The sequence below is a fragment of the Rhizobium sp. NZLR1b genome (assembly GCF_019685155.1).
Lineage (GTDB): Bacteria > Pseudomonadota > Alphaproteobacteria > Rhizobiales > Rhizobiaceae > Rhizobium.
In genome coordinates this window covers 24,838-40,439 of sequence record NZ_JABDWC010000038.1, presented here as the reverse complement: position 1 = coordinate 40,439, position 15,602 = coordinate 24,838, and the positions used below count along the sequence as shown (strand labels likewise).

Genomic DNA, 15,602 nt, shown 5'->3' with positions numbered 1-15,602 from the left:
TCGGCGCCCCAGCGGGCCGCCCAGACCATTTTCTCGACCTCTTCCGTCATGGACGAGGTGACAGCAGAATTGCCAATATTGGCGTTGATCTTCACCAGGAAATTCCGGCCGATGATCATCGGCTCGGCTTCGGGATGGTTGATATTGGCGGGGATGATCGCCCGACCCGCCGCCACTTCCTGCCGGACGAATTCCGCCGTCACGTGGTCCGGAATATGGGCGCCGAAACTTTCGCCGTCGCAGATCATGGCGTCCGCCTGCGCCTTGCGGCCGAGGTTCTCGCGGATGGCTATGAATTCCATCTCGGGCGTGATGATGCCGGCGCGCGCATAAGAGAGCTGGGTGACGGCACTGCCATCCTTTGCGCGCAGCGGCTGGCGTAGCGCGGGGAATTCGGGCGTCAGCCTTTCGCCGCTGGCAAAGCCGTTGTCTTCGGGACGGACATGGCGGCCCTTATAGGCCTCGACGTCGCCGCGGGCGAGAACCCAGTCACGCCGCAGTGACGGCAGCCCCTGTTCGATACGGATCTCGGCGCCCTCGATCGTATAGGGTCCGGACGAGTCGTAGACGACAACGGGCGGCTCGCCCGATGTCGGATGCAGGCTGATTTCGCGCATCGGCACGCAAATGTCGGGATGGATGTCCCCCCGAATGTAGATCTTGCTGGATGCCGGCAAGGGGCCGGTGGTGACGGTTGGGGTGATATTCTTTGCGGCGATGTTCATGGTTTGAGGCTCCAAGTTTGAGTTTGGAGACCCAGTCCTCAGCCGGAATGATGGAAAGACGCCGGCACGGATTCCACGCGTGAATCCGAAACCTCTCGAGCGCTTGCACCGTCCCTACGCCAGTATGAACTGGATCAGGTTCAACGGGTCACTGCGCGCGATAGCAGTATCTCAGCCCCTTGCCGGGACCCCCCTGGTGAATGCCAAAAAGGGTAGAGGCTTGCCGAGTAGACTGTCAAGCCACAATCTGCCATGGCTTGGGATCCGGGTCACACTTAGGCTATCGTGCCTGGTCGCCGCGATCAAACGAATGGAATACCGGCAGCAAGATTTTACTTTGCTACCATCTTTCGATGCCGTGCTGGTTCACACCTGTTGAAGCCTATGTACCCGAGCCGTCCTTTGCTGGCGTCGAATTCATGTCGTCCATGATATCCTCGGTCGGTCGCCGATCTGATTTGCAAGCGTTCGACTGAGACGGCGCTTCCATCCGGCATATGGAAACCTGATAGATGTTAATTTCAAAGGAGGCACGCAAAGCTGCTCGTCTTCAGTCCAAGCCCTGTACTTGATTACGGCGATCAATGTCGATTGCAGCAAGACGTCGTTCTACTAGCGGGCGCCAATGATGATCGCAGGGGGAAAGGTTGACCGCCGGAGGCAAGGGTCGTCCACTCCTTCACCACGTTAGACCTGTACTCCATCGCACAAACTGCTAGAAAGAGCGCCCGCGAAATCGGAGAAATCCACCGCTGCCGGACGCGGTCGGCAGCGGTGGAACGAGAAACCTTTTGTTTTCCGGCCGCCAGAAGGAAGCTTAAAGACATGAACATGGCCTCGAAGATTGCGAAATCCCCTGCTGTCCCATCCATCGGCGCCCTGCTTGCAGAGGCTCGCCAGGCTCGCGGCTATTCTTTGGACGACCTCGCAGAAACCACCGGTCTGACCGTGGCCGAGGTGACAGCTCTTGAGAACGACGCGGATTTTGACGCCTCAAGGATACGAAGGACCGCGGCCGCTCTAGGAGTTTTAGGCAAAATCTGAAGCACGCGTCGCGCTGAACTCGTACGCAGCTGACCTAAGGAGGGCGCCTGCCGCAGCTCACCGGGTACAGGACACGCTTAGTGGGAAGCCCTTCAACGCTCCTAAGGTTTATAGGGCCATCCAGGCTTCAGACTCAGTCGGGCTGGACGCTTCCGCCTAGTTGGCTGGCCCGAATGAATTGGCTAGCGCCTGAAGTCATTCGTCGCGCCCTTGCTGTGTAGAGACAGCTTGCCGACTGCGATTGGTGGAAACCAGGCACGCGATCATCGTGGCACGGTGATCAATCAGCGATCTCACCGATTTTATTCTTCCAGCAATCGCAACACTGGCGGCGCGCCATATGCGCGGAATTATCAAAAGGCATTTCTGAGGGGAAGCAGCGAACATATATTGCGGCGGCCAATCCTATTCGTAAACGCTGTTCCGGTCCCATGTTGTCCTTGCCGCACTAATCTGTGATGGGATTGGCGGCACTGGTCAACAACGAGCTGTACAGGGACCTGTTTACACGCCCACGAGCCTTGCCAGTGGCGCCGGCATTGCATGGGAACCAGCGTGAACGCCAAGGCTCAGCAAAAGATGATCGTCATCCGCGCAATTCTCACGGTGATCTGCTTCGCAGGCTGTTTCGTTGTTCCTCTTCTCTTCCTTCTGGGTGCCCTCTTCGCCTCGACGATTTACAACATCGTGGATCCGAAGCCGGACCCCCCGGTCGACGCCTGGTAGGCTCGGCGTTGGACGGCGACATCGGAAGATCCGGATCGGAAGAGCTACTTCCTGCCGTTCTGTGAATCGCCGGCCGAAGAAGCGTTTCTCGAAGCGAGGATCGCGGATTACAAGTTGCTGCCGCGCAGTGGCGTGCTGTTCGGCTCGGTCTCTTATTGAACCTGCAGGTCGAGCACAAGCCGTATCGGTTAGACTTTCTTGCGAACGAATGGCTGCTGATCGACAATCGATTTCGTTGTATCGACGCCACTTCTTGCTGTCCAGGATCACCGGAATCATCTTGGTTGGCCGGAATGCAGCAAAAGCAGCATGCGCACTATCGAAGTGCCGCCTTCGAGCGAGTGGCGGGTTACGCATTGGCTCGGGATGTTGCTCCCCGTAAGACCTCGGAGACCAGCGCGAGCTCATCGTCATTGCTGTAGTAGTGAGGCGAAAAACGGATGGCGTCGTTCCTGACGCTGCATTTCACGTCGGCAGCATCCAAGTCTGCAAACAGTACGCTGGTGGCCACCTTTGGATTCTTCAGCAGGATGATGCCCGACTGGGATTCTTCCGGCCAATCACTCATGATTTCGTACCCTGCGGATTTAGCCTGCCTCCGAATCCGCGCTCCGAGTTCCATAACATAGCTCTCGATCTTCTCCATGCCGATGGAATCGATCTCTTCAAGTCTCTTGGCCAATCCGAAGATGCCTGCGCCGTTCTCGGTGCCTGGTTCGAACCGCTTGGCGTCTGGAAGAAAATCGAGAACACGATGAAAGGAGAAGGCGTCGTTCACACTCAACCAACCGACAATGCGCGGCTTGATGCGTTCGAAAGCCCTCTCGGAGAACGCGGCGAAGCCTATTCCGACTGGTCCGAGCATCCATTTATGGGCGCTCACAACGAGGACATCTACGCCTTCGCCCTCCATGTCCACGCTCAGCACCCCGACCGACTGCGTGCCGTCGACGACCAACAATGCGTCGTGATCGGCGCAGATTTGCGAGAATCCGGCGAGATCGACCCGGAAACCGCTGTAGAACTGAACGTGGCTCACTGCGACCAGTTTCGTCCTCTTGTCGACCAGGAAACGAAGATCATCTGGAGCAAGCGCTCCGTTGCGCGCCTTCATCGTGCGGATTTCCACACCTTGCTGGGAAAGCGTCTCCCAGATGAGAAAGTTTGAGGGAAATTCGAGCTCAGGAACCACCAGGTTGTCACCAGGCTTCCAGTCGATTCCCAAGGCGACGAGCGACAGGCCATGCGAGGTGTTCTGGATGTAGGCAATCCGTTCCGCAGTCGAGCCAACAAGTTTGGCGGCAAGGCTGCGTCCTTTGTCGCATGTCGGCGCGCTTGCCACCATGATCCCGGACGTGTCCGTGGCATGGAGTGTCGCCTGCCGGGCGATCGCATCCCGCACGCCGATCGATATAGGGGAAACAGCGGCGTTGTTCCAATAGATGCATTCTTTGACAATCGGGTATTGGCTGCGGATGAATGCGAGTTCGGCCGCGTTCAGATAGGTCTGGTGCCTCGTTGAAGCGTGTGCGTTCATACATGATCTCGGTGAAAAAATGGCGTAGTTTCCGTCTGCTCCCGTCGCTCGGTGAATTTGGTCACGGCAAACAAGCCAAAGCGAGGGTGAAAGCGAGCGGATGGCGCTCATCCGCTCGTAAGGGGCTTATTCGGCAATCTGATCGACAGAGGTGATGATACGGGATTTTTTGACCGCCGCGAGCGACATGCCATACTTGTCGAGGACGGTCTTGTACTTGCCGTTGGCGATGAGTTCCTGAAAAATTGCCTGCATCATTTCAGCTGAGGCCTTGTCGCCTTTCTGGACGGCGACGCCTAAAGGTAGGACATCGTAGACTCCCGGAGCAACGACGAGCTTTCCATTGCTGGTCTGCTCGTAATATCCAGCCGCGGTGGAGTCGTCGAAACGAGCGTCGGCCCGACCTGTCAGCACCGCCTGGATCGTGTCTTTCTGCTCGGGATAGATGACCTTGTCGATCTTGGGCAGGTTGGATTTCGCGCAGTCCTCGCTCAGCTTGTCCGTGGTGAAATCGGCCGCCGATCCGGTCTGGACAGCCACCCGCTTGCCGCACAGGCTCTTCGCATCCGAGATGGAGTCTTTTTTGTCAGGGAGAACCATCGCCACGGTTCCTGACTGGAGGAACGTGACGAAGTCGACCTGCTTCAAGCGATCTTCCTTCACCGTAAACGTCGCCCACGCTACCTTGACCCTTCCGGCCGAGAGCGAAGGAATTTGAGAAGCGAAAGGTATGCGCTGAAGGTCGAGTTTAGCCGTGATGAGCTTCGCCGCCTCGTGCGCCAAATCCACGTCCAGGCCAGCCGGCTGGCCGTTTGCATCGACGAACTCAAATGGTGCGTAATCGAGCCCATTTGCGATTGTGAGCGTACCGGACGACTTGACGGATTCCGTGACCGGAACCTCCGCTCCGATGGCGTTCTGCGCAAGCGTGAGGGCGACGAAAATACCCAGATGCGTGGCTTTCATGATGATCCCCTTTTTTGGACGTTGGCGTTTAGCACGGGTAAGGAAGCACATCCTGGACAGTGAATCGAATTGAAAAGATGCATTGACAATATGAGCTGCGTTCATGATCTTCTGCGGACCGCCGATATCTTTTGACGGCGAGCAAAAGCACCCGAGGGTCCCGATATGGCCGAGTTCTCTTTGAACCAAATCGATCTCAATCTCCTAAGGACCTTCGACGTCCTCATGCGGGAGCGGAGTGTGACCAGGGCTGCAGACAGACTGGGGCGCACCCAGTCAGCCATAAGCCATTCACTGGGCAGGCTTCGCGACGTTTTTAAAGACGACCTCTTCACCCGAGAAGCGGGGATCATGGAGCCGACCGCCCGGGCGAAAGAATTGGCGGAGGTCATTTCCCAGGCCCTGCACGAAATTCGGGTGGCGGTGGACCGACACCTCAATTTCGATCCGACGACCACCTCTAGAAATTTTCGGATTGGCCTTTCGGACTATACGGCCGTCACCTACTTGCCCGAACTGATCGAGAATTTCTCGATGCTCGCGCCCAATGCTTCGTTGAATGTGGTCCACGCCAGGGAACCCGACGCACTCGGATCGTTGAAGAACCGCGAAGTGGAATGCGCGGTGCTTGGCAACCCCAAGCTCGATGCCGAGCACTTCGAGGTCGTGGAGCTTTCGAGGGATCGGATGGTTTGTGCTGGATGGACTGGAAATCCGGCGATGGCCGACATGTCGCTGGATCGTTACCTCGCGTCGCCGCACCTTCAGATATCCGCGGACGGCATCGCAGCCGGCGTCGCGGACATAACCTTGCAGAAGCTCGGCCTTCATCGAAAAGTGGTTGCAACGATACCGCACTATCTCGTTGCTCCATGGGTCATTAAAGGCACGGAGCTGATTTCGGCGTTCGGTGACGGCGTGTTGCTGGCACTCTCTGAAGAAAGCGAGACAGCGATCGTTCCTCCGCCGCTCGAACTTCCCGATGTCACTATTTCGTTAATCTTCGATAGATCGAATGAACTAGACCCCGGGCATGTATGGTTCCGGAACCTGATCAAAGACGTGTCTGACAGGCAGAGGACGCTCAAACAAGGCGTCTATGAACGACTGGAGCTTTGAACGCGCCTGCGGCCTGAAAAGCCGCGTTTGCGACAAACCGCCGAAGGGGGCATGCAGGCATTTGTCAGTCTAGCTCGAACAGGGCTTCGACCTCGACTGCGGCCTGCAATGGCAGGGAAGAAACCCCGACGGTGCTCCGCGCGTGCCGCCCTTGCTCGCCGAAAATCTCAACGATGACGTCCGAGGCACCGTTCATGACGCGAGCGTGCTCGGAAAACGCAGACGTCGCAGCGATGAACCCACCCAGTCGAACGACCCTCTTGATCTTGTCCAGGCTTCCAAGGCTGGCTCTAGCTTGAGCTATGACATTGATCGCGGCGGCCCGAGCAGCTCGTATTCCGTCTTCGACAGAGACGTTTTCCCCGAGCGATCCCAACGCCACGAGTGTGCCGCCGGGAGACACGCAAAGCTGCCCTGAAATGAACAGGAGGTTCCCGACTTGATGAGTCGCGACGTAGTTCGCGACCGATTCGGGCGGTTTCGGGAGATCGATGGCCAGTTCTATGATGCGCTGCTCGAAAGAAGAGTTCATTGGCAAGTCCTGTCCTTCAGCTTCTGTGGCTGTGGATAGATGAATTTCGGAGGGCGGTCCGGGAGTTTTTCCGCGCGTCAGAGGACGCGCGCCAAAAACTCACGTGTTCGGGGAGACTGCGGGTTGGCAATCATCTCTCGCGGGTTGCCGGATTCGACGACAAGCCCGCCGTCCATGAAAATAAGCTGATCGGCAACCTCGCGGGCGAACCCGATTTCATGCGTCACGACTACCATGGTTATTCCCTCGCGCGCCAGACTCTTCATCACCTCGAGCACTTCGCCCACGAGCTCTGGATCGAGTGCGGATGTCGGCTCGTCAAAAAGCAAGACCTTTGGGTTCATCGCGAGCGCCCGTGCGATAGCCACGCGCTGTTGCTGGCCGCCCGACAACTGCCTCGGGTAAGCGTCCCTCTTTTCGGCAAGGCCCACCCGTTTGAGAAGTTCAATCGCCTTTGCCGTCGCCTGCGCAACCGGCTCCCGCTTCACGCGTAAAGGAGCCTCCATAAGATTTTCGATCACGGTCATGTGAGGAAACAAGTTGAACTGCTGGAAAACCATTCCGATCTCGGCCCTGCGCTGGCATATCGCGCTCGGCGGCAGTTCGTAGAGTTTGTTGCCTTCTAGGCGATAGCCAACGAAGTCTCCGTCGACGAGCATCAACCCGCCATTGATTTCCTCGAGGTGATTGATGCAGCGCAGGAATGTGCTCTTTCCCGATCCTGAAGGGCCGATGATGCAAGCGACCGAGCCGGACGGCACCGTGAGGTCCACGCCTTTGAGCACCTCGAGATGGCCGTAGGATTTGCGGATGCCTTTGGCATGTACCATCGTCGTAGATGCGATCCCGAAGCGCTCGTGATGTGTGCCGGGTGCAGTCATGCCAGCGCCTCCTTCCGACCGATCTTGGCCAGGTTCCCGAGTATTGCCCTCGTGATTCCGGGATTGATGCGATGCTCGTCGCGGCTGAAATGTTTTTCCAGGTAGAACTGACCGCCAGACATGATCGAGACTACGGCGAGGTACCAGAAAGACACAACAAGGAGCAGAGGGATGGTCTCGAACGTCCGGGCATAGATGGACTGGGCCGAGTACAGCAGATCGCCCACAGCGATGATACTGACCAGAGAGGTCGTCTTGAGAAGGTTGATCGTCTCGTTTCCGGTCGGCGGAATGATTATTCTCATCGCTTGGGGAAGGACAATCCTCCTCAGCGCCAGGCTAGGATTCATCCCAAGACATGCCGACGCCTCGTACTGGCCCTTGTTGACCGACTTCAATCCGCTCCTGACGATTTCGGCCATATATCCCGCTTCATGAAGCGAGAGTGCGACGATGGCCGAGACCAGTGGGGTCATGATGTCATTTGTAGACACCGAATACACTGTGCCGACCCCCGGCAGCCAAAGCGTGATATCTTTGACGACGATCGACAGATTGTACCAGATGATCAACTGGACGAGAGCTGGAGTGCCTCGGAAGAACCAGACGAAGGCCGCAGCGGGCACAGAAAGCAGCTTGCTCGGAGACAGCATCATCAATGCGGCGATGGTTCCCCCGAGAGTGGCTAGGGCCATCACGACCGCTGTGATTAGAACGGTTTGCCAAAGACCATCGAGTATGAGTGGGTTGAACAGATATTGCGCGACGATGGGCCACTGAAACTCGGGATTGGAAATTGCTGACCTGATCATGCCGGCGACCGACACTAAGACCAAGGCGACGGCCACCCACCTCCAAGGGTGTCGCAGTGGAACGATGGTCAGTTGTTCCGGGTCGATCTTGTCGGCCGATCTCCTTGTGGATTGACTACCAGTCATACTCGCCTCCGCTTGACTAGATGGGCACATTCAGTTCCCGATATCTGGGTTGTCCCCCGATTAGCGCGGTCACCCACGTCTCGAAAATTTTGATCTCGCCTCCCTTCGTTGTGAGGCCCGACGGTGCATTCAATCAAATTAATAATTCGCATCGTTAAAATGCACGCGGTGCATGAGGATTAGAAACGTGGCGGAACCACCCGCAGGCCAATCCTCAAAGGCAAGGGGCTCGCCCTTAAAACGGGCGAAAAGCTGCGACGCCGCGTCTTGCGGGTTCGTTACGATTTGGGGATTCCGTCTGGGCATCATGTCCTCGCTCAAAATACGAGGACAAATTGCCAGATCGGTGCTCACGAAAATCGATCTAAATCCGACGCGACTTTTGTCCGCGACTTAGTGAAATCGCTGTCCCGAACTTTGTGCAACCCGCAATCCTTGCGAAGCGGCTGATAGCCAGTGACGCCCTGGGGCGAAGAGCAGACCCTTGCGCGATTGACATGCCTTACCCGTTCCGCAATCAACACTTCCCCGCAAATGCGACTCCGATCTTCATCGTCTGGGCCCGGCGTTTTGACCATTGCGCATACACGTGGCTCGCCGCGCTTGAACGCAAGCAGTGCTCGGAGCAGGCCTCACCATCAATCTTATCGTCAAGGCGGCTCGTTCACGTCCATGAGGCGCTGTCGAAGGAGACTTGTATTTTCCGCTGCGGCCTTCTGGTGCTTCCTCTTATCGACTTCTCGGAGTCCCGTCGTGGTAGACCGATCTGCGACTGGTTGTTGGCGCGGCCTGCCGGTTCCACACGTCGATCTCGCAGGCGGCCGCGTCGTATAGACCACCGCCCGCGGCAAACACCCTTGCTCCCGTCAGCCCTCAACCCATCTCTCACATATTGACGTAGCCGGAAAAAAGGTCCTCCGCGATTGCCACTGGAGGCGTTTCCCCACATCGTTGAGTGGAAACGCCGGGTCAGAAAACCGGCGGGGTCGCGGCATCCATACGATCTGATGCCGGGTACAATGCGCTTTCACATGCGCCGATCTCGGCCGTTCGGTAGAAGTTCGACTGCATTGGTCGGTGCACGCATGTTTCGCAGTTTCTTAACAGGGCTCATAAAGGCTCATTGGAAGCTGCCGGATTTTGGCCGCGGCGAACCTCATCCCTCCGCACAACGGAGGAAAGAGCGAATGCCGTAAGGGTGTCCCGTACGCCCGGGAGCTCGGATATCAGCTGCCAGATCTGGCGAATTCGATCGGCTCGCGGAGATTCCACTCTGACGACGAGATCGAAATCGCCCGTCATCACATCGCAAGCGACGACCTCGGGAATTGTCCGCAGAGCTTGGATGATCTCGCCACCCCTCATACGGTCCTGGCGGTAGACAAACATCAATGCGGTGGTGATCGGGCTATCGTTTCCGCCATCCCCAGTGACGATCGTGTAACCCTTGATGAAGCCCTCGCGTTCTAGCCGTTCTATCCGAACGCGAACAGCATTACGGGACAGATTGACCTTGCTCGATAGCTCAGCGTGAGAGGCCCGTGCGTTGGTCCGCAGCGCGCTTAGGATTTGTTCGTCGATGCGGTCGAGAAGATATCTCATGCCCGACAGGCCGGTTGCCGGGCAACTTGGCCAAATCCCGAAGGTTCAAATGCGCGTACAGCCGCCTCAAGCATATAAATCTTTTCCTTTTTGCTAGCATAGTGTCTGGCGGCGGATGCGAGGACGAACGCGGGAAGTGCTTTCTTTTCCGCCTCAGTCAGCTGTCTTACACTCTCATAGCCTGCCAAGATGGCCCGGGCTTTCTGTTCGTCCAGCTCTCCAGCCGGCTGGCTCGCCCAGCTAATGAGAACGTCCGCAATCTCAGAAATCAGCACGTCATCGTGCCGGAGCCGGAAGTTAATCACACCGCTGACGTTCTCTCCGAGGAAGAAGACATTGGAAGGTACCAGGGCTCCATGCAGGGCACCCGTTGGCAGCTCATCCAGAGAATGTTTTCGGCCCCCTTGCAGGATCACGTGGATCCGCGCCATGAGGCGGCCGAGATTTTCGCTCTTTTCTGGCGTTGGATTGTTTGTCGATGATCCCGCTACAAAGCTCACGATGGCAACAAGGCGACCGGCGGCCTGGAAGGTGGCGTCGCCATCAACCGTCCGCGTCGGTTTAGGACATGGAATACCCCTGTTGTTCAGCTTCTCCATCGTTGCGAACGCGCGTTCCAGATCCAGCGGCTCGGCGCCGTTTTCGAAAAGCGTGACGATGAATTCACCGCCCGCTGTCCGGAAAAGATAGGTCGTTTCCCTGTCACCGTCGGCAATACCGATCACCGACGACAACGATGTCATACCGTAGGCTGCGGCTATCGAGTTTCGGTCTTCGTCGGATATTTCAGTGAAAACGGCCATCTTTCCCCTCCGTCCAACCACTTCTTGAGAAATTCGCAAACTCCGCGGTATCTCCATAAATCTGATGAACCTGGCTTTCCGTCAGACCTCTTTCTTCTTCGACAACATCTCGTAAGTTTCTCTTTTCGACCAGCGCCTTTTTGGTTAGATCTGCCGCTTTGCTGTATCCGATCAACTTCGCCAACGGCTTAGCAAGAACGATAGATTGGTCGAGCAACGCCTGGCAACGATCGACGTCAACTTCGATGCCATCGATGCAGCGTTCCATTAAGATCACCATGCCTCTGGTTAGCATGCGCATCGACTGCAGGATATTCAAAACGATGACCGGCTCCATCGCGTTCAGCTGCAGTTGACCGGCACTGGCGGCGAGCGTCACCGTAAGATCATTGCCGATAACCTGAAAGCTAATCTGGTTCATCATCTCCGGGATGAAGGGATTGCCCTTGCCAGGCATGATCGACGAGCCGGCTTGGACCGGCGGCAAGCGGATCTCTCCTAGACCGCCACGGGGACCGCTACTCAACAGCCGAAGGTCGTTGCAAATCTTCGTCAGGTTGAAGGCAATGCCTTCAAGCACGAAGGAGACGAACCCGCCCGTGTCCGATGTGGCTTCGATGAAGTTGCGGGCCGGAATTAACCGGTAGCCGGATTTCTGGGACAGGTGATCGCATACCGCCTGCGCGAAGCCTGAGGGTACGTTGATTGCCGTGCCGCTCGCCGAACCGCAGAGGTTTAACTCCTTAAGAAGCTTAGAGGCGTACTGGACTTGAACGATATCCTCGTCAATGAATTCAGCAAACGCTTCGAATTCCTTCCCCGCGGTCACGGGCGCAGCGTCTTGCAACTGTGTCCGGCCGACTTTCACAGAACTCGCGGCATGACTGAGCGTCGGACTTTCCCCCGTCGTTCCGCACGGAACAAGGCCGAAGGACCCTTCGTCGATCTGCCATTCGATGAGATCGCGCAGCGCGCCCTCATCCACATGGCCATCAGCAAATGGCGTGACAGGCGCAGTGATAGAACCCTTGAACATTGTTTACCCCGACATTGCTGATGGCATTGAGCGTGGAAAGAGCTGTTAAGGCTTCAACCGGTTGATGCACACGACCTTCGGCTGGGTCATGTCCTCATAGGCAAACCGCACACCCTCGCGGCCCATGCTGCCATATTTGAAGCCGCCAAACGGCATTGCATCGAACCGGTAGTCGGAGGAGTCGTTGACCATGACGCCACCGGCCTCGATCTTGCTTGCAGTTTCGAGCGCCGCTTCGAGGTCATTGGTAAAAATGGCGGCGTGAAGGCTGTAGTCAGGGCCGTTTGCAAGACCGATTGCATCAGCCAATCCATCGAAGGGCTGAAGAATGACGATCGGCGCGAATACTTCTTCGCCCCACACGTCGCAGGATATCGGAACATCCTCCAGGACGGTCGGCGGGTAGAGATTGCCGGCTGGCCTATGGCCGCAAAGCAATGTCGCGCCGGCAGCGAGCGCCCGTTCGACCATTGCGATCGCTCTGCTGACAGCCTTTTCGGAGATCAACGGGCCGACATCGGTATCGGCATCCAAGGGATTGCCAGTCTTGAGCTTCTTGGTATCTGCGACGAATTTCGCCTTGAATTGCTGATAGATCGGCCGCTGGATCAGAATTCGCTGCGTGCCAATGCAGTTCTGACCGGCCGCCCAGTAGGCTCCGGATACGCAGGCCTCGACGGCCGCATCGAAGTTGCAATTTTCCATAACGATGACAGGCGCATTGCCGCCGAGATCCATGGCAAGTTTTTTGAGGCCCGCGGTCTTGGCAATCGCTTCACCGGTGGCAAAGCCGCCAGTAAACGAGATCATGCGAACGTCTCTCGCCGCAACAAGAGCCTTTCCAAGCTCAGGGCCACCGATCGCAACCGTTATAATCTCTTCAGGTAGACCGCTTTCGATCATGACCTCGACGAGCTTGACGGCAGAGAGTGGGGTAAACTCGGACGGCTTCAAAAGCACTGCGTTGCCACCGGCAATCGCGGGACCGAGTTTGTGGGCAACGAGGTTGAGTGGGTCGTTGTAGGGCGTGATGGCAGCAATAATCCCCAGCGGTTCTCTCGTATACCAACCCTGGCGAGACTCCGAGCCCGCGTAAGCATCGAACGGGATGACTTCGCCCGCATTGCGTTTGGCCTCGTCGGCGGACAGCTTGAGCGTATTGACGCACCGGATTGTCTCTTTGCGGGCCTGCGTAATCGTCTTGCCCGCCTCTTTGGCGATCAGGAGCGCGAACTCCTCCCGCGAGGCCTCGATTGCTGCTGCGGCCGTTTCAAGGATCGCCGACCGCTTGTGACGGGGCAGGGTTCTGGCAATCTGCGCGCCGCGCCTGGCTCGCTCAAGGAGCGCATCCACGCTTGCAGCACAGGTTTCCACAACTGTTCCGACCAGCGTACCGTCGAAGGGGCTGGTGACGGCAATTTCTTCGAGGCCTGTCGCTTGGGTGAGTGCAAGGTTGTGCATCATGCAGCTTCCTTAGCGGTGGAAGAAGCGCCCGCGGAATGAATGGCGACGATATCGGAAAGAAGAGCATATGCAGTTTCGATGCGGCCAGCGCCAGGTCCGGTGATCGTCACGGCGCCCAGCAGTTCGGTGTCGAGTGAGACTGCATTAGTGGCGCCGTTGACGCCTGCCAGCGGATGATCGAGGCCAAGCCGTTTGGGGGAAACACTGCCGGTCACACTGCCGTCGTCATTGCGGACCGCAGCCCCGATGAGCTTCCAGCGGCTGTTTGCCTTGGCGGCTTCCTCGATGTCGGAGAGTGAAAGACCGGAGACGCCCTTGCAGCTTATATCCTCAGGCTTGAGATTCGCGCCAAGCAGTTCGTTTGCCAGGATGACAACCTTCAGACGAACGTCGAAACCTTCCACATCTGCGGTCGGGTCGGCTTCGGCATAACCGAGTTTCTGTGCTTCCTTGACGGCGGAGGCGAGATCCAGACCGCTTTCCATGCGACCGAGGACGAAGTTGGATGTGCCGTTGAGGATCCCCTCGAAGCCCTTCAATTCGGCGCCGGCAAGGGTTCTTTCCGCCATGCGAATAACAGGTGTGCCGCTCATCACGGCGCCTTCGTACTCGAAGCGCACGCCGTTGGTTTTTGCGAACGCCTTGAGCGCTGGGGCAGCGATGGCTACAGGGCCTTTGTTGGTGGTTACCACGTGTTTGCCGGTCTCAAGTGCCCACCTGCAATGCGAGACGGCGGGTTCGCCATCCTTGGGATTGGTGTACGTTGCCTCGACTACGATGTCTGCCGGCGCCGTCTTGATGATGGTCTCGTTGTCAGCTTCAGCACTTCCACCCGAAAGTTGTCCGAAGCCACCCTTTTCGAACTTCGCGTCGACCAGAGTTTTTGCATCAAGACCATTTGGCGAGATTACCGAACCCAAATAGAGGTCGCTCACAGCGACAATATTCAGGCGGAAGCCAAGGTCGCGTTCCCAGAGCTGGTTCTTGGCGGCGATGAGTTCAGTCAGGGCGCGATTGACGCCGCCAAATCCGATCAGAGCGATATTGTAAATTGTCATAACGATCCTCCGTGAAGTTTATGGCGTAATCATAGGATGCGAAACGATCCACCGGAACGTGGCAAACGAGCCAAAGGGCAGCGCACTTTGCTCAATTTGCTGCCGCGCTGGTCAGGTCCTTGAGAGTTTCATCACGGGCATCCCGGACACGATCAAAGCGCCGTCTGCCAGACGCATAGGTGATGCTTGTTCTCCAAGGATCGTCGTTCCGAGCAGGCACGATCTCGCCGGCTGTAGTTGGAGCCGGCAATGCCGTACACGATGCAGGCGACCAAATGGGGCCGCAAATTTGCGTTGTATGTTCGGTTCGCTAAACGGACTGGGAACTTGAATTGCCGGTAGAAAGCCATCCGGACTTGATGAGTCCGGGCAAGCCGCGGTGCGCGTGGCCATCTCCTCGACCCAGCGGCCACGCTTTCCAAGCGTGGCCGTCGCCGCCATCGATGAGGCGGTTGGCCCTGACTTTCCGACCATCATTAGCGTAAGCCAGTGGAAGCAGCAGGATTCCGCGGCACGGCTATGCGAGACCAGCGCTGATGCACATTTGTTGCTGCCGTTGGTGGACGCTGGGTAGATCTCCTACATCACCTGCAGCTGCGTTTCTGAAACCGGACTTTCCTGCGATCGATATCGAGAAAGGCGTAAACCTCGGCGGACGCGGCCGAGAACTCACCCGTGCTACAACATTGGCGGGGTCTTATTCGGCTTCGACGCAGACTTCCTGAACGCCTTTACAGGTCAAGGGGCGGAGACAAGGGCTAGAAAGATTGATCGGAACGAGCGCGACGAGTGCGATTTAATCGCCGTTGACAGAGCTCTGACTAGCGATCAGGCGAGTGTGGACCCTGCGACGCTGCGGCCCTTTCTGAACTCGTAAATTTTAAATATCACCGGTGGAAGTGATGATATTCGCTTGCCTGCTATCTTTCTCGCGCGATACATTACGACGCCACCACCAACCCTGAAGTCGCGAACTGCCACTTCTCCGACATGTACCCCCGAAGCCGGTGTGGGTGGCGCCAGAGGCACTCTTTTAGGGCCAGGATGAACAAAACGACGATGAAGTCTGCTCGCCGCCTAGATGGGACGTTGCCCGTGTTCCCGCGAAGAAGCCTCACCAATAGCCGAACAAAATGGCATTATTGGTATCCAGTTGATCCAGTCGCGCCGA

Annotated in this window: 13 protein-coding genes, 3 pseudogenes and 1 riboswitch; of the genes and pseudogenes, 3 read left to right on the top strand and 13 right to left on the bottom strand. The window is 57.2% G+C overall.

From position 1 onward, the window contains the following. Positions 1–725, bottom strand: a 725-nt coding sequence (locus HJB84_RS32035; protein WP_221117859.1) for a phosphomethylpyrimidine synthase ThiC, incomplete at its 3' end; no start/stop codon positions are given. A gap of 93 nt (positions 726–818) precedes the next feature. Further along, positions 819–930, bottom strand: a riboswitch (TPP riboswitch). Positions 931–1,550: 620 nt separating this feature from the next. On the opposite strand from HJB84_RS32035, the gene HJB84_RS32030 reads away from it, so the two are divergent. Together HJB84_RS32030 and HJB84_RS32025 are read left to right on the top strand one after the other, a co-directional pair. Further along, positions 1,551–1,769 carry a RodZ family helix-turn-helix domain-containing protein gene (locus HJB84_RS32030; RefSeq protein WP_020048045.1) on the top strand — a complete coding sequence of 73 codons (219 nt, stop codon included), beginning with the start codon at positions 1,551–1,553 and terminating at the stop codon, positions 1,767–1,769. Between the two features lie 555 nt (positions 1,770–2,324). Continuing rightward, entirely contained in the window at positions 2,325–2,495 is a 171-nt protein-coding gene (locus HJB84_RS32025; protein WP_221117858.1) for a hypothetical protein, read from the top strand. 349 nt (positions 2,496–2,844) lie between these two features. Here the strand turns inward: HJB84_RS32025 and HJB84_RS32020 are convergent, their stop codons facing one another. Both HJB84_RS32020 and HJB84_RS32015 read right to left on the bottom strand, forming a co-directional pair. Beyond that, positions 2,845–4,032, bottom strand: a complete 1,188-nt coding sequence (locus HJB84_RS32020; RefSeq protein ID WP_221117857.1) for an aminotransferase class V-fold PLP-dependent enzyme — start codon at positions 4,030–4,032, stop codon at positions 2,845–2,847. Positions 4,033–4,158: 126 nt separating this feature from the next. Next, positions 4,159–4,998 carry an ABC transporter substrate-binding protein gene (locus HJB84_RS32015; protein ID WP_115156523.1) on the bottom strand — a complete coding sequence of 280 codons (840 nt, stop codon included), beginning with the start codon at positions 4,996–4,998 and terminating at the stop codon, positions 4,159–4,161. 165 nt (positions 4,999–5,163) lie between these two features. Between HJB84_RS32015 and HJB84_RS32010 the strand changes: the two genes are divergently transcribed. Continuing rightward, positions 5,164–6,117, top strand: a complete 954-nt coding sequence (locus tag HJB84_RS32010) for a LysR family transcriptional regulator (protein WP_011654687.1) — start codon at positions 5,164–5,166, stop codon at positions 6,115–6,117. A 64-nt stretch (positions 6,118–6,181) separates the two neighbouring features. Here HJB84_RS32010 and HJB84_RS32005 read toward each other — a convergent pair whose 3' ends face one another. From HJB84_RS32005 to HJB84_RS31965, 10 genes and pseudogenes are all read right to left on the bottom strand, one after another. Continuing rightward, entirely contained in the window at positions 6,182–6,649 is a 468-nt protein-coding gene (locus HJB84_RS32005; RefSeq protein WP_221117856.1) for a RidA family protein, read from the bottom strand. Positions 6,650–6,726: 77 nt separating this feature from the next. Beyond that, positions 6,727–7,530 (bottom strand): amino acid ABC transporter ATP-binding protein, encoded by an 804-nt coding sequence (locus tag HJB84_RS32000; RefSeq protein WP_011654689.1) that lies wholly within the window; start codon positions 7,528–7,530, stop codon positions 6,727–6,729. Continuing rightward, positions 7,527–8,468, bottom strand: a complete 942-nt coding sequence (locus HJB84_RS31995) for an amino acid ABC transporter permease (protein WP_011654690.1) — start codon at positions 8,466–8,468, stop codon at positions 7,527–7,529. The genes HJB84_RS32000 and HJB84_RS31995 overlap by 4 nt, the downstream gene beginning before the upstream one ends. A 431-nt stretch (positions 8,469–8,899) precedes the next feature. Further along, a pseudogene (locus HJB84_RS31990) lies at positions 8,900–9,117 on the bottom strand (IS110 family transposase); the annotation flags it as partial. 461 nt (positions 9,118–9,578) lie between these two features. Further along, positions 9,579–10,070: an Lrp/AsnC family transcriptional regulator gene (locus tag HJB84_RS31985; RefSeq protein WP_018517303.1), complete on the bottom strand. Its 492-nt coding sequence runs from the start codon at positions 10,068–10,070 to the stop codon at positions 9,579–9,581. Continuing rightward, a complete protein-coding gene (locus HJB84_RS31980) occupies positions 10,067–10,873 on the bottom strand; it encodes a homoserine kinase (protein WP_221117855.1) in 807 nt (268 codons plus the stop codon). Before HJB84_RS31980 ends, HJB84_RS31985 begins: the two co-directional genes overlap by 4 nt. Then, a pseudogene (locus tag HJB84_RS31975) lies at positions 10,857–11,750 on the bottom strand (lyase family protein); the annotation flags it as partial. The pseudogene HJB84_RS31975 and the gene HJB84_RS31980, both read right to left, overlap by 17 nt. Before the next feature lie 6 nt (positions 11,751–11,756). Next, positions 11,757–11,909: pseudogene (locus HJB84_RS33890) on the bottom strand (dihydrodipicolinate synthase family protein); the annotation flags it as partial. Positions 11,910–11,954: 45 nt separating this feature from the next. Then, a complete protein-coding gene (locus HJB84_RS31970; protein WP_032984729.1) occupies positions 11,955–13,373 on the bottom strand; it encodes an aldehyde dehydrogenase family protein in 1,419 nt (472 codons plus the stop codon). Further along, the gene (locus tag HJB84_RS31965) at positions 13,370–14,431 is read right to left on the bottom strand and encodes a homoserine dehydrogenase (RefSeq protein ID WP_221117853.1); all 1,062 of its coding nucleotides are present in this window, start codon (positions 14,429–14,431) and stop codon (positions 13,370–13,372) included. The genes HJB84_RS31970 and HJB84_RS31965 overlap by 4 nt, the downstream gene beginning before the upstream one ends. Between the last annotated feature and the right edge of the window lie 1,171 nt (positions 14,432–15,602).